Raw genomic sequence first — 19,840 nt, 5'->3', positions numbered from 1 at the left:
AGCGTATACCAATTGGGTATAATTACTCTTTTATAAAGTAAATGTCGCTAAAGCCCATACGGGCAAACTCTTGGTCGCGAAAGTTACGAACAGAAGCAGACCCTTTTGAGGTCATTTCTATTTGGCGTACCATGTTTAAGTAATTTGTTAAATCAATACCCTCGGCAGCAGCAATAGCTTGATACATGTCGTGGTATTTATCTTTTGCGAAGTTAATTTCGCGCGGTTGGTTTTTAAATGTATACGTTATTCTGCGTGCCATAATAAGCTCAGTTAAATTGAGTGTTAGTATAATTTTACACTGTATTGAACTGGCATTGAATGATTTGTTTAAATCAAATAATTAAAAAGTAGAGTTTAAAATGAAATTATCAGTAGAGATCAGCAAATATCCACTTCACCAAGATTACATTCCGTTTATTAAAGGCTTTATTGACCGCTTAAACGAATACGAAAATTTAAAAGTGATTACTAATACGCTATCAACGCAAATTTTTGGTGATTATGATTTAGTAATGCAGGTGTTAAATACCGAAATTAAGCGCTCATATGAAGAATTTGGTAAAGCTATTTTTGTATGTAAGTTTCTCTCTGGCGACTTATCGCCTGAATAATTTATAACAAATGGCGCAACTAAACGGTGATTGCATAGTATGGACTTTTTAACACAAACCTTAAGCGGTTTTACAGCAATGTCGCATTGGGAATACATTGCGGTAGGATTGTCGATGGCGTACTTATTATTGGCAATAAAGGAAAGCTTATGGTGTTGGCCGGCGGCATTTTTTAGCACGCTCATTTATACAATAATGTACTGGAATGGTGCATTACTCATGGAGTCATTACTTAATTTTTATTATATGTATATGGCTGTATATGGGTGGGTTGTATGGCGAAAAGGCAAAGCTGAAAATCTAAATATTACGTCTTGGTCGATAAACCGTCATGCTGTTTTAATTAGTTTAACAACCGTAGCTGCAATAACTATTGGTTACGTTATGCAAAACTATACGCATGCCGATTTTGCTTATCTTGATAGTTTTACAACGTGTTTTGCCGTAGTAACTACTTACTTAGTTGCTAAAAAAGTCCTTGAAAATTGGCTGTACTGGATTGTAATAGATGCAGCTTCCATGTATTTATATTATGAAAAAGGCTATTACCCAACGCTTGCGCTATTTATATTTTATACCATTATGGCAGCGTGGGGCTTTAAAACTTGGTACGAAGAGTACGAACAAAGCCAAGCTAAGCCTTTAGCACAGCTTTAATTAATGATTGAGCATACTCAGTTAGTAAAAATGTGTAGGGCGTTTATAGAGCCTACGAGCGTTATTTCAAGCGAGCGACTACTTAATGGTTTTAGTAACGATAATTTTTTAATACGTACCAAACAACAAGGATATTTATTAAAGTGTTATAAAAGCCATTGGCCAGCCATAGGACTTGAAGCACAGCGTTTTTTAAGTGAGCTTAATATATGTCCTGCGCCTGTTTGGCTCGATACAAAGAATAGCCGTGCGGTATTTAATTATATTGAAGGCAATACAGCGCAATCGGATATAACGCTTAGCTTTGTTAATAAACTTGCTCAAGTGCACAATTACAAAGTGTCTACTGCGCCAATGGATATAGCTAAAGAGCTGCATTTTTATCAAAGCACCGGCATATATACGCAATATAAACCTCAAATAGAGCAGGCACTCAAAGTAGTTGCAGCCATGCAATTTGATGAAGGCTTTTGTCATAATGATTTGGTAAAAGATAACATTATTGTAAATGCTTCGGGCATGTATTTAATTGATTTTGAGTACGCGCAAACTAACGATGTATATTTTGATTTAGCAGCCCTTGCAGTGAGCTTTAATCTTATTGAGAGCAGTGAAAGTGCATTGTTAAACAACTATAAAAATAGCGTTGATAAAACAAGTACGTTTTACCCATCAATAGATAAGCTAAATTACTATAAGCTGTTTTTTTTGGTGTTATGTATTGCTTGGTATGAGGAGCGCAGCATAACTAGTAAATCTATAATGTTACGTGCGCAGCTAAATAAACTTGTTACTAATACTTTTTTATAAAAGTTACAAACCACCAAAGCGTTCAGCTAATTCTTTATATTTTGCAACTTCTGCGGCATCAAATTGTGGCTCGCCGTTTTCGTCTTCTGACTTAGCTATTAGTAAACTCTCGCGAGCAAGACGCTTTACACGCTCAACTTTTACACCTAAAAATTCAGCGGTTTGCTCTGTAGACATTAAACTCATAATTATTTCCCTCGTATTAAATCAATTCGTATCACAATAACCATAGTAATAATGTTGCTAAAGCGTTACTACTTTTTACCGAATATGAATAAATAGCGTGTTTTTAAGCCTTTGTGAAGTGTTTTATTTAAAAGAGTTTAATTAATAAGCATATAAGCTGATCTTACTGGTATTTATTTAAAGATCTCTTTATCATTGCGGGTGCTAAAGCACTGATATCGCGAGTTGGTGTGGCGGCAACAAATGTGCTCTCGTGGTGAAATGGATATCACGTGGCCCTCCGGAGGCTGAGTTGTAGGTTCGATCCCTACCGAGAGCGCCATTTGCTTTTATATGTATTAATTATCCTCTCTATATTACCTAGCTTCTCATTAATTACTCTTGTATTTAAAAATGCATTTACTGCAAAAACTTTGAAAGTTAATTTTAAAAACAGCTTTCTAGTTATTTATACAATGCAAAATTAGCATCCAAAAATCATGTTGTAATTATTTGCATATAAGATTTAGTGATAAATGAGGAAGAGCGATTCAATGTTAAATAGTCAATTAGAGATACTAGCTCAAGGGCACGCTTATCTTGAAGGTGTAACTAAAGAGGACTATTCCCAAGTCATAACTCCTAACTTTATCAGCTCGGCAGGTGCTCATATGCGACATATTATCGATCATTATCAATCTTTAATGACCGGCTTTAGCACGCAAAAAGTAGATTATGATTGCCGCTTAAGAGGAGGGGATATTGAAAGCTCTCCAACTGCTGCAATAAAAAAAATTGCCGAGATAGCATCGTGGATTGAACAGCTAAGTCCAGATGATTTTAATAAACCGTTATCACTTTCAAGCGAAGTTTCGATTAAAAGCAAAAATGTACAAACAGTAACAACATCACTTGCGCGAGAGCTTATTTTTGTAGGCAGTCACGCTGTGCACCATTACGCGATGATTTCACAAATTTCTTTTGCTCAAAAGTCGCAGCTCGATAAAAGCTTTGGCTTAGCACCTAGTACAGCTACTTTTTTAAGAGAAAATAGCCAGCCAGCACAACCAAAATCGATGCAAAATTAAAATGTGCACGTTGAGCTACTTTTTAACTGATGATGGCTACGAGTTATTTTTTAATCGTGATGAGCAAAAAACACGACAAACGGCAGTCGCTCCAAGTAAGCACCAGGGCAATGCAATTTTTCCCATTGATCCGCAAGGAGGAGGTACTTGGCTTGGCGTATCGCATTTTGGGCAAACACTCGCATTATTAAACGATTACCAAAGTGTATTCGATATAACAGCCGTAAAGCATAGTAGAGGTCTGTTAATCCCTCATTTACTGAGCAATAAAGCCCCTGCATTGTCCCAATTACAAAACATGGATTTATCAGGCTACGCGCCTTTTAAGTTGTGTATTTTTCCGGATGGGCTATCGATAAATAACAATAACGTGGTTTTTGTTAGGTGGGATGCAAAGCAGTTAAGCCACTGCCAAGTTGAACCACTTGCTACGTCATCAGGTGTTGAGCTTGAAACGGTGACACAAAAGCGTAAACATCAATTTAAGCAACTTATTGATTTAAGACATCCTGAAAGCGAGCAATTTTTAGCGTTTCACTATAGTAAAGCCGAACAAGGGCAATATGGCGTAAACATGCTAAGAGAAGATGCAATGACAGTCAGTATTAGTCATATTAAAGTTGGTAACACTATACGCTTTAATTATTTTGATAAGCAGTCTCAGCTCATTAGCAGCATTAGTTGTTTAAAAGTGGCTGCAGCTTAACTAAATATTCTTATAGCTGTTACATAATTAAAAAAAGTCGACGCAATTAATCACGTCGACTTTTTTTGCTCAATTTTTACGTGCTATATTAATACAGCAGGTAAAAATTATGAGTGATTTATATAATCATCCTTTTTATCACCAAGGTAGAGCTTAAGTAGCTTTTCAGGTGCACTTGGTAGGTGCACACTTAAAAGTAATCCCGGAGTGTGATTAAAGTTGCTATCAATGCCCATGCAATGAAATTGAGCGCCTAGCTTATGGTATTGCTTTAATAAAATTGGTATGTCTTTTTTATCTTCTTCTATTCCCATAACCAATGCTGATACATGGCCTATGTTTAACGCGTGGTCATTAATAAAGTCTTCAAATTCTGGGTGAAGCTTATTATTAAAAGGCGTATTGGCGCTAACACCTTGTTTATTATTAACCATTGTATGGTCAATAATTGCAACAGAACGAGGGTCATAAAGTTTACTTAATGAAACCGTGCCATATAAAGTCCTATAGCGTGGATTTTGCGCCATAAATACACCAATCCCTTTAAATAGCAGTAATAAACCATGGTAACTGCCCTGATGTTTTTGAACTATAAACGATCGACCCATTTCTAAGCACGGCTGTTGCTGATTAATAAAAGAAGGTTCAAAGTTAAACATTTGCGATAAATAAAGGGCGCTCACGTCGCTATTTTTTTGTAATAAATCGGTTTGTCCAATTCTATAAGCACCAATAATTTCTTCATTTTTATGATCAAAAATAAACAAATGCATGTAAGTCGCATCAAACTTATCAGTGTCGCATGGCTCGCCACTTCCTTCGTTTAATGTACGAAAGGTTATTTCTCTGAGGCGTGTTATTTCAGTAACGCAATTAGGTATTTGCTCTTGGTAGCCGTAATAAACTGAGTAACCTTTAAAGTCGACTAAATGCTGCTCGCTTGGCAAGTTTGCAAGCTCATTTTTCATTTTTGTTTTATCAACTTCCTGCATAATGGCTTTGAGCTGTGTTGATTGGTTATCCTCTTGCCAAGGCGTTACAAAGCGCTCATCGTTTAAGTAACATTGCAAGCGTGTAAGTGCGTTTATGTCGTCAGTTTTTTCAAACTTATTTAATAATTTGGGTGTAAGTAAATTACCAGCGCTTAAGCTAATAGAGCTTTTTTGAATTTTAAGTAATTCGCGTATTAGCATTAATAATCTAAATCGGTAGTAAACACGCCCCAAGTTATAAAAGGTTGAGCTATTCTGACCGCTAATAAATACAGGCAATAAAGGAGCTTGTGTTTTTAAAGCTAGTTGAGCGGCTAAGCGATTCCATTGTCCGTCAGTTACACGTTGTTTTTCTGATTGAAAAAATGACACTCTTCCCGCAGGAAAAACCACAAGTAAGCCATCATTTTTAACATGACTAAAACACTGTTTTATTGCGCCGGTATTAATGGCTGCTTTTGGTTTTAATGGGTTAGCAAAAATAAAATAGTCTTTAATTTCTTTAAATATTTTTAAACCCACGTTAGCCATTACTTTTGTATCGCTACGATAATGGGTGAGTAAATTTGCAATAATTACGCCCTCAATCATGCCATAAGGATGATTACATACCACTATGCAAGGACCATGCTTTGGTATTTTGTTAATAACACCTTGTGCACCAAGCACATTAATACCTAATACATTTAACAGCTTTTCACTAAACTCTTGTTTATCTAAACCCGATAAATTATTAGAGAGGTATATATCACGTAGCTTATTGATGCCCAATAGGCTATCGAGCAGCGGAGCGGCTATTTTTAGTATATGACTCAAAGGAGAAACGGTGCTTATTGCCGCTACACTTAAGTTTGATACGGGGTGGTTTAATTTTGTCATATACGTTGATGCTCTTAAATTTTTATAGCTGTTGTGTATATTTAGACCGAGGAAAAACCACATTATGTTCAAATTAGGTTAATTAAGTTTGTTTAAAAGCGTAAAAATAATACTCAAATAGTCTTTTAAGTACTAAATAGTTGTAGGTTATTAAGAAATAGAAGAGGGTTTTAATTATCCATAAAATAAGGTTACCCATTACAGCTAATAAGAGTGATACAGTAAGTAATCCTTTGTAGTTATATATCACTACTTGCAACTCAAAAACTAGACTTTTAAGCTTAATTAATGCTATTTAAGGTACATCTACTTTAAATGTAAAAAATCTCACCTTTATGCTAATTACTTTGCCTGTGTCTGAGCTCACCCCTGGTATGTACGTTGATAGCGTTACTAAGCAACACGAGGGGATCAATAGCATAAAAATTAAGACCAGTGGCTTGGTGCGCGACAAATCTATTATTAAGCGTTTAGTGTCTGAAGGGGTGCTCGAGCTGCTTATAGATTTTACTAAAGGTGATGCGCCAGTTCCTAGCAAATATAAGCCCCAAAGCGCACCTAAAACATCTAATAGCCAAAAAAAAGTAGAAAAAACACCTATAGCTATTTCTATCGAACAGGAATTTGCTAAAGCGACTGTAAATTACGATCAGCATGGCCGAAAGTTACAATCATTATATGGCGATTTAACATCTGGCTTGAGTGTTAATATAAAAGTGCTTGATGAAATTGCCAGCGAGATAGTCAGCTCAGTCTTTCGTAATGCTAACGCTATGACTATTCTTACTCGTATAAAAGACAAACATAGCTATAACTGGCGGCATATGATCAACTGCGCCATTTTTACTGCTGTATTTGCTAAATACTTAGGGTATGAAAAAGCTGTTGTACAAGAGCTTGCAATGGGGGCGTTACTTCATGACTTAGGCCAAGCTAAATTACCGCAGGGGATATTTTCCAAGCCAACTAAACTAAGTAATAACGAGCTAGCAGCAATTAAAAAGCATGTTGCGCAAGGTTTAGGTTTAGTTAAAGGCGAGAAGGGTATAACTCCCCTTATGCTCGATATGATAGTAAATCATCATGAGCGTTTAGATGGCTCTGGTTATCCGCGAGGCCTGCAGGCTGAAAAGTTAAGTCGCCCGGCGCGTATAATGGCAATTGTAGATGTGTACGATGCTATGACAGCCGATAGAATGCACCAAGAGGGTGATGAGCCTATTAATGCATTACGCTACTTATTAGCCAATAAACACTTGTTTGATGGTGAACTAGTACAACGCTTTATAAAATGCTTGGGGGTCCATCCGGTAGGAACTATTGTAAAATTAACGAATGAACGTTTAGCCTTAGTGCTTGAGGGGAACGTATTAAATCCTATTAAACCTAAAATTAAGCTATTTTATAATGCTAAGCATAATCATCATGTTACACCTAAAGACATAGATTTAAGTGAGCACACCCAAGAGCTTAAAATACTAGCGAGTGTTAAGCCTCTTGATTATCAGATTAATTTGTCTCGCCTGCTAAAAGAGCATTTGTTGAACTAGTTTTACTGCATTGCCTTTTTTTAGTTTGTTTTGCAGAAATAAACGCACCCAAAAAACAACTTCCCATCAGTGTTAGCCATAGCAAAGTACCTAACTCTACGTGCAATGCAAAACAACAAAGCGCTAAAGAAATCAACGCATTTAACATTGCCCCTAGCCAATAATGGTTTACGGGGTTATCGCATTGTCCTGCTTGAGTGCATGCACAGTAGTTTGCTTTGTAAAAGCAAAATACACTCGCCCCACAAAATATTAGCCCTGTAATAATAAATAAAATGATCACAGTTTTACTTCCTTTGCGATTTTATAGTGAGTGTAATTTGCTATATATTTGAAGTCAATCTAAATGATAATTAATTACAATTAGAGCTTTAACTCTAATAACACATTTCTCATCCGATGAGTTTTAAATAGTTGTTAAAATGTCGTTAAATAACATGTTTTTTGCTGTTTTTTGACGCATTCATAGAGTTTTTTACAAAAAATTAAGGTAGTGTAGCAAAGTTTCAAATCCTAATAACAACACACATAGTACCCAGACAGTCAGTTTGGTTAAGGACTCAACAATGAAATTTTCTAAAACTCTTATTGCAGCTTCGCTTGCATTTGTTTCAGCTGATAGCTTTGCAGCTGCGTTTCAATTATCAGAGCAAAATGCATCGGGTTTAGGCCGTGCATACGCTGGTGAAGCATCTATCGCAGACGACGCGTCTGTAGTTGCACGTAACCCAGCACTAATGACTTTATTTAAAGATAAACAACTAAGTGTTGCTGCTATTGGTGTAATTCCAGATGTAAGCTTAGAAGGTGAAGGCGCGCCAACTGGTATTGATCAATCTTCATTAGATGACGATAGCATTGCACCAAGTGCAGTGGTACCAGCAGCTTACTTTACTATGCCTTATAACGATAAAGTATCACTTGGTTTTGGTGCATTTTCTAACTTTGGTTTATCAACAGACTTTGACGATGACTACTCAGCAGGACAGATTGCTGGTAAAACAGAAATCTTCACCGTTAACTTAAATGCAAGCGTTGCTTATAAAGTTACTGAAAAGTTTAGCTATGGTATTGGCTTAAATGTAATTTACGCTGATGCAACTATTGTGCGTCACCTAGGAACAACTCCGCTGCCTATTCCAGATCAAACTGAAGTTGTAAATCTTGAAGGTGATGATACAGGCTATGCTTTGAACATTGGTTTAATGTATCAATTAGATGAAAACAGTCGTTTTGGTTTTAATTATCGTACAGAAACAGATATTACATTTGAAGGTACTTACTCTAACCAGTTACCTATGACAGACTTTACGCCACAAGGTTTGTCTGGAACTGAGCTTCCAGGATCTGTTGATATTACACTTCCTGCAATAGCTGAATTTTCAGGTTCACATCAGTTAGATGAAAAACTTGGTCTTCATTACAGTATTTTATGGACAGGTTGGAGTAGCTTTGATTCATTAGAAGCACAAGTTACAGCTCCAACTGGCGATAAGTTTAGCGCATTTAATAAAGATGAAAGCTTCTCTGATTCATACCGTTTCGCTGTTGGTTCAGATTACCAATATAACGAAGATTTATTACTTCGTGCTGGTGTAGCATTTGATCAGTCTCCAGTATCACAAGATCACCTGTCGATCTCTATCCCAGATACAGATCGTTTTTGGTTCTCATTCGGTGGTAACTACACAATTGATCAAAGCTCTAACGTTGATCTTGGTGTAAGTATTATCCGTGGTAAAACTCAGAACTTTGAAGAAGATGGATTTGAGTTTGAGTCACAAGGTAATGCAGTACTTATTGGCGCTCAGTACAACTACAAGTTTTAATGTAGAAGTGTCTTGTGGTTAATCACAGGGCACAAAAAAGCCGCTCACTTTAATTAAAGTGAGCGGCTTTTTTAATGCCTATTAAATAGTGTTAATAGGCATTTTATGAAAGCTTATAAGCTTTCTATTTTAGTTTTTTGCTCAAGTAGCTTAGTTTTAGCATCGCTAAACTCAGCCAGTTTTGCATTTTCTTTAGCAAGTACAGCTTCAGGTGCGTTGTTTACAAACTTTTCGTTAGCGAGTTTGTTTTGCACTTGTGCTAGGCCTTTTTCTGCTTTTTCGAGTTGCTTATTAATACGTGAAAGCTCGGCTTCTACATCAATTAAGCCCGCCATTGGGATCATGATCTCAAGGTTGCCAACATAAGAAGTCGCACATGCAGGTGCCCCGTCTTTGTTTTCAAGCATTGTAAACTCTTCAATTTTTGCAAGTGATGCTAAAAATGATTTGTTTTCTTCAATGCGGCGCACGTCGTCGCTTGATGCATTAGCAAGTAATACGCTAAGCGGTTTACTTGGGCTAATATCCATTTCACCACGAATATTACGAATAGCTAAAATGAATTGTTTAACCCACTCTAAGTCGTCCATCGCTTTAGCATCAACGCTTGCTTCATTATATACAGGGAACGGCTGAACCATAATGCTGGTGTTTGTTGTTTCAAGGCCTGCAAGAGGTGCAACACGTTGCCAAATCGTTTCAGTGATGTACGGCATCATTGGGTGCATTAAACGTAGTAAGCTTTCAAGTACTGTAATAAGTGTATTACGTGTACCACGTTGCTGCGCTTCATTACCTTTAAATAATACCGGCTTAGTTAGCTCTAAGTACCAATCACAGAACTGGTTCCAAGTGAATTCGTAAAGCGTGTTAGCAGCTAAGTCAAAGCGGTAGTTATCTAAATGCTCTGTATACGTTTTAACTGTTGACTCAAATTGACCTAAAATCCAGCGGTCAGCTAATGAAAGCTCTTTTTGTGCATCGTTTGTAAAACCACAGTCTTGCTCTTCTGTATTCATTAATACGTAACGGCTTGCGTTCCATAATTTGTTACAGAAGTTACGGTAACCTTCAAGGCGGTTCATGTCCCAGTTAATATCACGACCGGTAGATGCCATTGCAGCAAGTGTAAAGCGAAGGGCGTCGGTGCCGTGTGCCTCAATACCGCCTGCAAATACTTTACGCGTATCTTTTTCGATTTTAGCGGCAAGTTTTGGCTGCATCATGTTACCAGTACGTTTTTGTACTAGGTCTTCAAGTTCAATGCCGTCAATCATGTCTAGTGGGTCAAGTACGTTACCTTTTGACTTAGACATTTTATCGCCATTATCGTCACGTATTAAACCCGTTACATACACGGTTTTAAACGGAACTTGTGGTTTGCCATTTTCGTCTCTTACAAAGTGCAGCGTCATCATAATCATGCGCGCAACCCAGAAGAAAATAATATCAAAACCAGTTACCAGCACGTCAGACGGGTGGAAGGTTTTTAAATCATCGGTATTTTCAGGCCAACCTTGTGTAGAGAAAGTCCAAAGCGCTGATGAGAACCACGTATCAAGTACATCTTCGTCTTGGCTTAGCGTTACGTTATCTGCAATGTTGTTTTCACGGCGAACTTCGGCTTCGTCGCGACCAACAAATACATTGCCTTCACTGTCGTACCAAGCTGGGATACGGTGACCCCACCAAAGCTGGCGTGAAATACACCAATCTTGTACGTCGTTCATCCACGAGAAGTACATGTTTTCGTATTGCTTAGGTACAAATTGAATATCGCCGTTTTTAACAGCGTCTTTTGCAGGTTCAGCAAGTGGTGCAACACGTACATACCATTGGTCGGTAAGTAGTGGCTCAATTACCACACCAGAGCGATCGCCGTAAGGAACCGTTAAACCATGGTCTTCAATTTTTTCAAGCAAACCTAGTTCTTCAAATTCTGCCACAATTGCTTTACGCGCTGCAAAACGATCAAGTCCATGTAGGCGCTCAGGTATTGGTGCATCAAACTCAAGCTCTTTACCGTCAAAGGTGTATGTTTCACCTTGGGTAAGAATAGCGGCGTCTTTATCGAAAATGTTGATCATCGGCATTTGATGACGCTTGCCCACTTCGTTATCGTTAAAATCGTGCGCTGGGGTTATTTTTACACAGCCCGTGCCTTTATCTTTATCGGCATGTTCGTCAGCAACAATTTTAATACGACGATTAACGATGGGTAATAAAATCTCTTTACCGATTAAATCTGTGTAGCGCTCATCATCAGGATTTACTGCAACACCTGAGTCACCCAACATGGTTTCAGGACGTGTTGTTGCTACTACTATGTAGTCTTTTCCGTCTTGTGTTGTAACGCCATCAGCCAGTGGGTAACGTAAGTTCCACATGTGGCCTTGCTTGTCTTTGTTTTCAACTTCAAGATCAGAAATAGCCGTGTGTAATTTTGGATCCCAGTTCACTAGGCGCTTGCCTCGGTAAATTAGGTTTTCTTTATGAAGGCGTACAAACACTTCTTTAACAGCTTCAGATAAACCATCATCCATGGTAAAGCGTTCACGATCCCAATCAACCGATGCGCCAAGGCGACGAAGTTGCTTAGTGATAGTGCCGCCAGATTCTTTTTTCCATTCCCAGATTTTATTAATAAAATCTTCGCGGCCTAAATCGTGGCGTGTTTTACCTTCTTCGGCATGCAGTTTACGCTCAACCAACATTTGCGTTGCAATACCTGCGTGGTCAGTACCTACTTGCCATAATGTGTTGTTACCTTGCATACGTTTAAAACGCGTTAGGGTATCCATTATTGTATCTTGGAAGGCGTGGCCCATGTGTAAGCTACCAGTGACATTTGGCGGCGGGATCATAATTGAATATGGTACGCCTTGGCCAGATGGCTTAAAGTAGCCTTTTTGTTCCCAGTCTTGATATAGCGACTGTTCAATATCTTGCGGATTGTAGGTTTTATCCATTACACAGAACCTTAAATAAGTACTTAAATTAGTTGGTTAGTTTGCCTGATTGGCTAGCTATTAATATCTTGCGTGGTGAGATTGGCACCGAGTTGGCGTAGCTTTTTAAAACGCTCGCGGGCTGCTTGCTTAGCAGCTGGTTCTACGGGTACAAAATCAAAAACTTGGTTAAACCGACGAATGTAATCCGGTAACTGAGTAGCCAAGTTAATTAAAACTTTACGATTGCCAACAGGTGGCGTAATACCAATTTCTACAGGTGCGCCGCCTTTAGGGCCTTCACCTTGTAAATTATGTGGCACAAAACTATCTGGATCGAATGCCCAAATTATTTCATCAATGGCACAGGCTGCTTCGTTATCGTTAACACAAATAAACACACGCTGCCCATTTCGATACTGATCGGCTGCAATTTGAGCTGCCAATGCAAAATGATCGTCAGCCTTCGCTTTAGACTCATCTTGTTGCTTTAGAACGAAAAATTTAGCGTTCATGTTCATTGTATCGGGGTTTCCCATGACATTGAATGTATACCAAATTGATATACACAAATTAAGAGGCAGATTTTGCCATATAACGGGGTTTGCTTCAATTAATACACAAATAAATAAGGCGCCAAATGGCGCCTTATAAATAGCTAAATAGATTATTAATCGTGCGTAGCTTCGCTTACACCCGCTCGGTTTAATAAATACTGAGTAAGCATAGGAACGGGACGGCCCGTTGCGCCTTTTTTAGCGCCACTGCGCCACGCTGTACCGGCAACATCTAAATGTGCCCAATTATACTTTTTAGTAAATTTAGATAAGAAACATGCCGCAGTAATAGTACCCGCAGAGCGTCCACCTAAGTTCGTAAAGTCAGCAAATGGGCTTTCTAGTTGATCTTGATAGTCATCCCATAACGGTAACTGCCATGCACGGTCGCCACTTTGCTCAGACGCCTTTAATAAATCGTGCGCAAGTGGGTTATGGTTTGATAGTAAACCAGTAGCATGCGCGCCAAGGGCTACAATACACGCGCCAGTTAGCGTTGCTACGTCAATAACCGTATCTGGATTAAAGCGTTCAACATATGTTAGTGCGTCACATAATACTAAGCGGCCTTCAGCGTCGGTGTTTAACACTTCAACTGTTTGCCCTGACATTGTTGTTAAAATATCACCTGGGCGATACGCATTTGAGCCAGGCATGTTTTCACAACCCGCTAAAACACCAATAACGTTAATCGGCAATTGCATTTGTGCAAGTGCACGCATTGCGCCAATAACGCCTGCTGCTCCGCCCATGTCGTATTTCATTTCGTCCATGCCTTCGCCTGGTTTTAATGAAATCCCGCCTGAATCAAACGTTAGACCTTTACCAACAAGTACAATAGGGGCTTGGTCATCAGCGGCGCCTTTGTAGTTAATAATCGACATAATCGATTCGTTATCACTACCTCGGCCAACAGCTAGGTAAGAATTCATACCAAGTTCTGCCATTTGCTTTTCACCAATAAGATCAACAGTGATGTTGTCAAAATCAGTTGCCAGCTCTTGTGCTTGTTCACCTAAGTACACAGGATTACAAATATTTGGTGGCATATTAGCTACGTCTTTACATAGCTTACTACCTGCTGCAATGGCTAAACCATGCTCAATAGCGCTTTCGCCAATAGTTAGTTCGCGTCGTGTTGGTACGTTAAACACCATTTTACGAAGTGGACGACGAGGGTCTACTTTTTTACTTTTCAGTTGGTTAAACGTATATAAGCAGTCTTGCGTTGTCTCAACTGCCTGACGTACTTTCCAGTAGGTGTCTCGACCTTTAACGTGTTGCTCTGTTAAAAAGCAGACTGCTTCCATAGAGCCCGTTTCGTTTAAGGTATTTATAGTTTTAGAAATGATTTGTTTATATTGCTTATCATCAAGCTCACGCTCTTTACCACAACCAACAAGCAATATGCGCTCGCTTAATACATTAGGTACATGATGCAATAATAAAACTTGGCCTGGCTTACCTTCTAAATCGCCACGGCGAAGTAAATTAGAGATATAACCATCACTAATTTTATCGAGTTGTTCACCAATGGGGGATAACCTACGTGGCTCGTAAACGCCAACCACAATACATGCGCTGCGCTGTTTTTCTGGGCTACCACTTTTTACGTTAAATTCCATTGTTACTCCTGGTTTTGAGTCGTTTAAGTTACTAAGTTGGGGCTAAAAAAGTATTTTCTAGTCTTATCTACGTAACTTATGTAAGGATAATTCTTATTTTAGCTGATTTTGCTAGACTCTTACTGTGTAATTGAACTTTATATGCTTAAGGGCTACTAATGCAACATTATATCGTGCACTTAGGTAGGATAATTAATTTTGATGGCTTATAATAATAGCCTATTTGCCGGTATTAATTGGGTAAAATAGCTATTTAACTATTCAATTCTCACTATCGTAGTGAAATTCCATGTTTAACAGGGGCGAGCATTGCTAATTTTCCGTTATTTGACCGCTGAGGTTTTAAAATCGCAGGTCGCCGTATTTTTAACTTTGATGACAATATTTTTGTCACAAAAGTTAGTTGGTATTTTAGGTGATGCCTCTGAGGGCAGCATTCCTGCTAAATTAGTGCTATCGATGATTGCACTAAAACTTCCACAACTAGCCTCGCTAATACTTCCGCTGAGTATATTTTTAGGCATTATTTTAGCCTACAGCCGTATTTACGCCGATAGCGAAATGACCGTACTTAAAGCCTGTGGCGTAAGTGAATGGTATGTTGTGCGCGTAACACTTATATCAAGTGTAGGGCTTGCTATATTAGCCGCAGCACTGACTATGTATATAGCGCCGTGGGCAAGCGAGCAAGAGTATCAATTAAAAGAGCAAGCCAAAGCCGATGCGGGGTTATCTGCACTCAGAGCTGGGCGGTTCCAAGAAACCGGTAACGAAAAAGCCGTGGTGTTTATTCATAATATTGAAAAGGGTGGCAAAGAGCTCAATAAGGTATTTGTTGCACAGTTACCCGATAGCGAAAAAGGCAACTTAGCGCGCTTGGTATATGCAGAGCAAGGTGTTGTGGTTGAAGCCGTAAATGGTGAGCAACAGCTCGTACTAACAGACGGTAAACGTTACGAAACAGATGGCGCAACGCCTGCACTTAACTTAACAGAATTTGATGGTTACAGCGTACAAATACGAGAACAAGAAATAGAGCATCAACGCCGTAAATTAGAGGCTGTGCCTACTAATCAATTACTCGCCATTAATACTCCAGAATCTATTGCTCAATGGCAGTGGCGACTCGCTATTCCGTTATCAATTCCGTTACTTACCTTACTGGCAGTACCGCTAAGTGTGGTTAATCCTCGCCAAGGTAAATTTGCAAAACTAGTGCCTGCTATAAGCTTGTACTTAGGCTATTTTATTTTACTAAATGCCGCTAAATTTGCAGTTGAAGATGGAAAAATTCCGCCTTCAATTGGCTTGTGGTGGATTCACCTAAGTGCCTTGTTTATAGGTGGATTATTAATTATAAAAGGGCGACCGCTGGGCGCTTGGCTTAAAGCCGTTGTAACTAAGCGGGAGTTAGGCTCATGATGAAAACGCTTGATTGGTATTTAGGCCGCAGTATTTTACAAACTACCGGCTTTGCATTGTTAGTACTTGTTGGTATTAGCACCTTAATTAAGTTTATCGACCAGCTAAAGTCGGTAGGGCGTGGCAGTTACGATTTAATGACCGCAATGCTTTACACGCTTTACACAATACCTGGCGATTTAGTGGTGTTTTTTCCGATGGCTGCGCTAATTGGTGGCCTAACGGGTTTGGGGGCACTTGCCTCAAACAGTGAGCTGGTAGTGATGCAAGCGGCTGGTATGTCGCGCTTACAAATAATTGGCTCTGTGATGAAAACGGCCATATTTATGGCTGTATGCATGATGGCACTTGGCGAATGGGGTGCACCTGAAGCGCAATTACACGCTAAAGAAATGCGTAACCAAGCAATACATGGCGGCGATGTATTTAACACACAAAAAGGTGTATGGGCTAAAGACGGCAGCAATTTTATTAATATTGAAGATGTTGACGAAAACGGCAGGCTCAATGGGGTACACATGTACCACTTTGACAAATCGTTAGAGCTTACCCAAATCACTAAAGCAAAAGATGCACTGAGCCGAAAAGAAGGCTGGCTACTTCGTGATGTAAATAAGGTTATTATTACGAGCGAAAAAACCACAACAGAGCAACTACCAGAAGAGTTTTACCCTTCACAATTGACCGCTGAAAAGTTAGGGGTTGTTTCGGTAAAACCAGAGTCACTTTCATTTACTGGGCTTTGGTCGTATTTAACTTACTTAGAGCAAAACGAACAAGACACCAGTACCTACGAGCTTGCTCTGTGGCGTAAGCTTATGCAGCCTGTATCTGTAGCGGTAATGCTGCTGGTGGCGCTCTCGTTTATATTTGGCCCACTGCGTACCGTTACTATGGGCGCACGTATTATTATGGGTGTTGTAACGGGGATTGTGTTTCACTTAACTAATGAAATATTTGGCCCTGTAGTTATGGTTTACCAAATACCCGCTATTATAGGGGCGGTATTACCCAGTATTATATTTATAGGCTTTGCGACATATTTGATGAATAAACGGGTATAGAGTACCCATTCAAAGCATTAAAAAGGGTGACCAGTGGTCACCCTTTTTGCTTTTTAATTTCCAGTTTTGGAAAGCTGGTATTAATCAAGCTCACTATAAATACGTCTGTTTTCTTCTTTAGTAAGTGCAATAACTTCTGTTTTAGAGATGTAATCTTGCAGTGCTTTTTTGTTTTTAAAATCGACTAACACCACCAAATTACCTAAACCGAGTAAAGCGCTAACGCTGCGGATAATTGATTGCGGCCAGCTAATTAAATTACCTTCAAGAGTTTGTACTTTTAAACGCCATGCACGCATGCCAATGGTTTGCCCGCTTTTAGTCCAAAAGTAACCAAAAAATACTAAGCTAACAATAATTAAAAGAGCGGTACGAATACCCGAAAGAAGATTTGAATTTTGAATAAATGCAGATACATCCTCTGCGCCATTTAAACTAATTACATCGAGAGAAATAAGCCCCTGTACTGCAAATAAATACAGCACTACAGTTAACATCGCAAACGCAATAATGGCTAACGTATCGTAGACCAACGACGCAAAACGGCGCCAAAAACCAGCACGTGGAAACTCACCCGACATAAATACACTCTCACTATTAATATGCGAGCTAGTTTAACAAAAAAGCTTACAAATACTAAGACATGTTAATGTTTAGAGAGAATTGATTTTATTGCTGTAAATTACTACCTACGGAGGGGAATGAAAAAGACCCTACTATTTACAGTAAGGCCTTTTAATTTATAGCGAGTTTAACCTAGCTTAATGGCAAGGTATTTTATGTCGTCACCACTTATTTGCGGTAAAAAATAAATATCGCCGTATTTAAAATACTGCTGTGAGTTAATTATTACGGCCTGTGCTGCCTGAGGCAGTGAGTCGTAAGTTTGGCCCAAGCTATAATCATTCACATTACCCACTTTTATTGCCTGATTAAGGCGAGTTGATGGCTCATCAACAACCGTATAACCATTATTATCTGCAATGTAGTACACATTTTGATAAGTGTAGTAAGTCGTATTATGGTGTTTAAAATGCCTGTAATTTCTTGGTAGCGTATTTATACGCAGGCCTCTAGGTGGTTTAACAACATGGTAGCCTCTTTTAGCTTTACGGTAATAAAGGCCGTCGTTAAACGTAAACGAAATACCATTAAATCTGATTGATGCGCTATTGCGTGGTAAATGGTTTATAAATCGATTTTGTCTGTAAGCGACTGAATTGTGATGGCTTGTTAAGTAGTTATATTTTCGCTGGTTGTAGCGGTGTAGTTCACGCTTTTCCTGTTTGTACTTAGCAAGTTTACGTTTTTCTTGCTTACGGTCTTCTCGTTTTTCTTTTTTATGCTCAATACGCTGCTTTTTTTCATGGCGGCGTTCATCGCGTTTATATTCAACACGTTTGTCGTGATCGCGTTTAAAGCTTTTATCATTCTCTCGCTCGTTTTGTGCTCCAAGCGCAGAGCCTGATACTGCGCCAATGGCGAGCAGGGCAGGTAGTAAAAAAGTAAGTTTCATAGTATTGCCTCGTTTATGTTTTTACATAACTGGGTTCAATACTAGCGGCTCAAACTGAATGTTAACTGACATACAACAGCAAACGGAGTTATGCTTACAGCTTTTTACATTTTACTGACGGTTCTTGACGTAATCTCTAGTTTTTGACGATTTTAGGAATATTTTGATACACCAAAATGATTAGTGGTATCACAAAAAATAGCTATTAAATTAGTAATTAAGCCTTCCTTGGCTTTGCTGGTTAATTACTTTTGATAAAAAGGATAATCGCTATAACCTACTTCAGTACCGCCATACATAGTGGCTGCATCAGCTTCGTTAAACGTCCAATTATTTGCTATACGCTCTGGTAAATCAGGGTTAGCTATAAATGGGCGACCAAATGCAAATAAGTCACCGTAACCTTCACCTAAAATACGCACTGCTTTTTCTACTGTGTATTTACCTGCATAAATAATGCGCCCTGAAAATTCAGCTCGGACTGCTTTATAAAATTCTTGTGGTAAATCGGGAGCGTGATCCCAATCAGCTTCCGCAATCGATAAGTAAGCAATACCTGCTTGCTCAAGCACTTTAACGGCCTGGATATAAGTGTGATGAGGGTTTGATTCAACAAGTCCTAAATACACTCGTGTTTCATCTGTGCTTTCAAATAAAGGAGCAAAGCGAACACCTAAACGATCAGAGCCTACAACGTCACTTACCGCTTCAACTATCTCTTTTAAAAAGCGCAGGCGATTACTAAGCGTTCCACCGTATTGATCGTCACGGTTATTAGTATGCTCAGAAATAAACTGATTAACTAAATAGCCGTTAGCACAATGAAGCTCCACACCATCAAAGCCAGCTTCTAGAGCATTGCGTGCAGCTTGAGCATACATGTTTACCAGTTCGCCAACTTCAGTTGTTGTTAGCGCACGAGGCTCACTTGGGTCAGCCAATGCGCCTTCACCAGGTGCGGTTTCAATAAATACTTTTACATTGTCAGCTGCAATGTCTGAAGGACCAACCGGTTTACCTGAATTTGGTTGTAGTGTGGCGTGCGATACGCGCCCTACATGCCAAAGCTGAGCAAAAATAACACCGCCTTTAGCGTGTACCGCGTGTGTTACTTTTTTCCAGCCTTCAATTTGTGCTTGCGAGTGAATACCTGGGGTCCAAGCGTAGCCTTGTCCACGAGGTTCTATTTGTGTGCCTTCGGTAACCATAAAACCAGCCGATGCCCGCTGCGCATAATACTCAGCCATTAATTCATTAGGAATATTGCCAGGCTGAGTGCTGCGAGAGCGAGTAAGAGGTGGCATCACAATACGGTTTTTAAGTGTAAAAGGGCCAAGCTCAATTGATGAGAATAAAGGGGCGGTATTAACTAATTCTGATTTCATTTTAAATTCTCTTATAAAGCAAACAAAGGCTTA

General features: G+C 39.1%; 19 protein-coding genes and 1 tRNA gene. 10 read left to right on the top strand and 10 right to left on the bottom strand.

What is annotated here, in order from left to right:
- Positions 1-22: 22 nt before the first annotated feature.
- A complete protein-coding gene (locus H5120_RS07230; RefSeq protein ID WP_002963045.1) occupies positions 23-262 on the bottom strand; it encodes a DUF2960 domain-containing protein in 240 nt (79 codons plus the stop codon).
- 100 nt (positions 263-362) lie between these two features.
- Here H5120_RS07230 and H5120_RS07225 point away from each other — a divergent pair, with 100 nt between their 5' ends.
- Genes H5120_RS07225 through H5120_RS07215 form a run of 3 tightly spaced genes read left to right on the top strand, consistent with a single transcriptional unit; the run spans position 363 to position 2,081 of the window.
- Positions 363-614: a hypothetical protein gene (locus tag H5120_RS07225; protein WP_002963043.1), complete on the top strand. Its 252-nt coding sequence runs from the start codon at positions 363-365 to the stop codon at positions 612-614.
- A 39-nt stretch (positions 615-653) separates the two neighbouring features.
- Positions 654-1,271: a nicotinamide riboside transporter PnuC gene (gene pnuC / locus H5120_RS07220; protein WP_182673986.1), complete on the top strand. Its 618-nt coding sequence runs from the start codon at positions 654-656 to the stop codon at positions 1,269-1,271.
- A 3-nt stretch (positions 1,272-1,274) separates the two neighbouring features.
- Positions 1,275-2,081 carry a phosphotransferase gene (locus H5120_RS07215; protein WP_182673985.1) on the top strand — a complete coding sequence of 269 codons (807 nt, stop codon included), beginning with the start codon at positions 1,275-1,277 and terminating at the stop codon, positions 2,079-2,081.
- A gap of 3 nt (positions 2,082-2,084) precedes the next feature.
- On the opposite strand, the gene H5120_RS07210 is transcribed toward H5120_RS07215, so the two are convergent.
- Positions 2,085-2,267, bottom strand: coding sequence for a hypothetical protein (locus H5120_RS07210; RefSeq protein ID WP_002963040.1), 183 nt, complete (start codon positions 2,265-2,267; stop codon positions 2,085-2,087).
- 247 nt (positions 2,268-2,514) lie between these two features.
- Here H5120_RS07210 and H5120_RS07205 point away from each other — a divergent pair.
- The 3 genes from H5120_RS07205 (at position 2,515) to H5120_RS07195 (ending at position 4,040) form a co-directional block, all read left to right on the top strand.
- A tRNA-Arg gene (locus tag H5120_RS07205) sits at positions 2,515-2,589 on the top strand.
- Positions 2,590-2,800: 211 nt separating this feature from the next.
- Complete coding sequence (locus H5120_RS07200) at positions 2,801-3,334, top strand: DinB family protein (protein WP_182671535.1); 534 nt, start codon at positions 2,801-2,803, stop codon at positions 3,332-3,334.
- Between the two features lies 1 nt (position 3,335).
- Positions 3,336-4,040, top strand: coding sequence for an NRDE family protein (locus H5120_RS07195; RefSeq protein WP_182673984.1), 705 nt, complete (start codon positions 3,336-3,338; stop codon positions 4,038-4,040).
- A gap of 107 nt (positions 4,041-4,147) precedes the next feature.
- Here H5120_RS07195 and H5120_RS07190 read toward each other — a convergent pair whose 3' ends face one another.
- Complete coding sequence (locus tag H5120_RS07190) at positions 4,148-5,911, bottom strand: lysophospholipid acyltransferase family protein (RefSeq protein WP_182673983.1); 1,764 nt, start codon at positions 5,909-5,911, stop codon at positions 4,148-4,150.
- A 335-nt stretch (positions 5,912-6,246) separates the two neighbouring features.
- On the opposite strand from H5120_RS07190, the gene H5120_RS07185 reads away from it, so the two are divergent.
- A complete protein-coding gene (locus tag H5120_RS07185) occupies positions 6,247-7,461 on the top strand; it encodes an HD-GYP domain-containing protein (RefSeq protein ID WP_182673982.1) in 1,215 nt (404 codons plus the stop codon).
- Here H5120_RS07185 and H5120_RS20220 read toward each other — a convergent pair.
- The gene (locus H5120_RS20220; RefSeq protein ID WP_154903641.1) at positions 7,421-7,744 is read right to left on the bottom strand and encodes a hypothetical protein; all 324 of its coding nucleotides are present in this window, start codon (positions 7,742-7,744) and stop codon (positions 7,421-7,423) included. The genes H5120_RS07185 and H5120_RS20220 overlap by 41 nt on opposite strands.
- Positions 7,745-8,027: 283 nt before the next feature.
- Here H5120_RS20220 and H5120_RS07180 point away from each other — a divergent pair, with 283 nt between their 5' ends.
- Positions 8,028-9,290 (top strand): outer membrane protein transport protein, encoded by a 1,263-nt coding sequence (locus H5120_RS07180; protein WP_182673981.1) that lies wholly within the window; start codon positions 8,028-8,030, stop codon positions 9,288-9,290.
- A gap of 113 nt (positions 9,291-9,403) precedes the next feature.
- Here the strand turns inward: H5120_RS07180 and H5120_RS07175 are convergent, their stop codons facing one another.
- The 3 genes from H5120_RS07175 to pepA all read right to left on the bottom strand — a co-directional run bounded on the left by H5120_RS07175 (position 9,404) and on the right by pepA (position 14,420).
- Positions 9,404-12,259, bottom strand: coding sequence for a valine--tRNA ligase (locus tag H5120_RS07175; RefSeq protein WP_182673980.1), 2,856 nt, complete (start codon positions 12,257-12,259; stop codon positions 9,404-9,406).
- Positions 12,260-12,312: 53 nt separating this feature from the next.
- On the bottom strand, positions 12,313-12,759 hold the full coding sequence (locus tag H5120_RS07170) for a DNA polymerase III subunit chi (RefSeq protein ID WP_002962020.1): 447 nt from the start codon (positions 12,757-12,759) through the stop codon (positions 12,313-12,315).
- 149 nt (positions 12,760-12,908) lie between these two features.
- A complete protein-coding gene (gene pepA / locus H5120_RS07165) occupies positions 12,909-14,420 on the bottom strand; it encodes a leucyl aminopeptidase (RefSeq protein WP_039490278.1) in 1,512 nt (503 codons plus the stop codon).
- A gap of 309 nt (positions 14,421-14,729) precedes the next feature.
- Between pepA and lptF the strand changes: the two genes are divergently transcribed.
- A complete protein-coding gene (gene lptF, locus H5120_RS07160) occupies positions 14,730-15,842 on the top strand; it encodes an LPS export ABC transporter permease LptF (RefSeq protein ID WP_138489600.1) in 1,113 nt (370 codons plus the stop codon).
- Positions 15,839-16,906, top strand: coding sequence for an LPS export ABC transporter permease LptG (lptG, locus tag H5120_RS07155; RefSeq protein WP_024603537.1), 1,068 nt, complete (start codon positions 15,839-15,841; stop codon positions 16,904-16,906). Before lptF ends, lptG begins: the two co-directional genes overlap by 4 nt.
- Before the next feature lie 80 nt (positions 16,907-16,986).
- On the opposite strand, the gene H5120_RS07150 is transcribed toward lptG, so the two are convergent.
- The 3 genes from H5120_RS07150 to H5120_RS07140 form a co-directional block, all read right to left on the bottom strand.
- Entirely contained in the window at positions 16,987-17,487 is a 501-nt protein-coding gene (locus H5120_RS07150) for an RDD family protein (RefSeq protein ID WP_002962012.1), read from the bottom strand.
- A 170-nt stretch (positions 17,488-17,657) separates the two neighbouring features.
- Entirely contained in the window at positions 17,658-18,422 is a 765-nt protein-coding gene (locus H5120_RS07145) for a DUF6515 family protein (protein ID WP_182673979.1), read from the bottom strand.
- 245 nt (positions 18,423-18,667) lie between these two features.
- Complete coding sequence (locus tag H5120_RS07140; protein WP_182673978.1) at positions 18,668-19,807, bottom strand: alkene reductase; 1,140 nt, start codon at positions 19,805-19,807, stop codon at positions 18,668-18,670.
- Between the last annotated feature and the right edge of the window lie 33 nt (positions 19,808-19,840).

Origin of the sequence: Pseudoalteromonas sp. SR43-2, assembly GCF_014163885.1 — a bacterium.
Lineage (GTDB): Bacteria > Pseudomonadota > Gammaproteobacteria > Enterobacterales > Alteromonadaceae > Pseudoalteromonas > Pseudoalteromonas distincta.
The sequence above is the reverse complement of the archived record's forward strand: the minus strand, read 5'-3'. Positions and strand labels throughout refer to the sequence as shown.

What these genes read in the sequence shown, in the direction of transcription:
- H5120_RS07190 (WP_182673983.1), bottom strand. Translation starts at nt 5,911, where the DNA reads ATGACAAAATTAAACCACCCCGTATCAAACTTAAGTGTAGCGGCAATA.
- H5120_RS07200 (WP_182671535.1), top strand. Translation starts at nt 2,801, where the DNA reads ATGTTAAATAGTCAATTAGAGATACTAGCTCAAGGGCACGCTTATCTT.
- H5120_RS07140 (WP_182673978.1), bottom strand. Translation starts at nt 19,807, where the DNA reads ATGAAATCAGAATTAGTTAATACCGCCCCTTTATTCTCATCAATTGAG.
- H5120_RS07175 (WP_182673980.1), bottom strand. Translation starts at nt 12,259, where the DNA reads ATGGATAAAACCTACAATCCGCAAGATATTGAACAGTCGCTATATCAA.
- H5120_RS07185 (WP_182673982.1), top strand. Translation starts at nt 6,247, where the DNA reads ATGCTAATTACTTTGCCTGTGTCTGAGCTCACCCCTGGTATGTACGTT.
- H5120_RS07210 (WP_002963040.1), bottom strand. Translation starts at nt 2,267, where the DNA reads ATGAGTTTAATGTCTACAGAGCAAACCGCTGAATTTTTAGGTGTAAAA.
- H5120_RS07215 (WP_182673985.1), top strand. Translation starts at nt 1,275, where the DNA reads ATGATTGAGCATACTCAGTTAGTAAAAATGTGTAGGGCGTTTATAGAG.
- H5120_RS07225 (WP_002963043.1), top strand. Translation starts at nt 363, where the DNA reads ATGAAATTATCAGTAGAGATCAGCAAATATCCACTTCACCAAGATTAC.
- H5120_RS07145 (WP_182673979.1), bottom strand. Translation starts at nt 18,422, where the DNA reads ATGAAACTTACTTTTTTACTACCTGCCCTGCTCGCCATTGGCGCAGTA.
- H5120_RS07180 (WP_182673981.1), top strand. Translation starts at nt 8,028, where the DNA reads ATGAAATTTTCTAAAACTCTTATTGCAGCTTCGCTTGCATTTGTTTCA.
- H5120_RS07230 (WP_002963045.1), bottom strand. Translation starts at nt 262, where the DNA reads ATGGCACGCAGAATAACGTATACATTTAAAAACCAACCGCGCGAAATT.
- pnuC (WP_182673986.1), top strand. Translation starts at nt 654, where the DNA reads ATGGACTTTTTAACACAAACCTTAAGCGGTTTTACAGCAATGTCGCAT.
- pepA (WP_039490278.1), bottom strand. Translation starts at nt 14,420, where the DNA reads ATGGAATTTAACGTAAAAAGTGGTAGCCCAGAAAAACAGCGCAGCGCA.
- H5120_RS07195 (WP_182673984.1), top strand. Translation starts at nt 3,336, where the DNA reads ATGTGCACGTTGAGCTACTTTTTAACTGATGATGGCTACGAGTTATTT.
- lptG (WP_024603537.1), top strand. Translation starts at nt 15,839, where the DNA reads ATGATGAAAACGCTTGATTGGTATTTAGGCCGCAGTATTTTACAAACT.
- H5120_RS07150 (WP_002962012.1), bottom strand. Translation starts at nt 17,487, where the DNA reads ATGTCGGGTGAGTTTCCACGTGCTGGTTTTTGGCGCCGTTTTGCGTCG.
- H5120_RS07170 (WP_002962020.1), bottom strand. Translation starts at nt 12,759, where the DNA reads ATGAACATGAACGCTAAATTTTTCGTTCTAAAGCAACAAGATGAGTCT.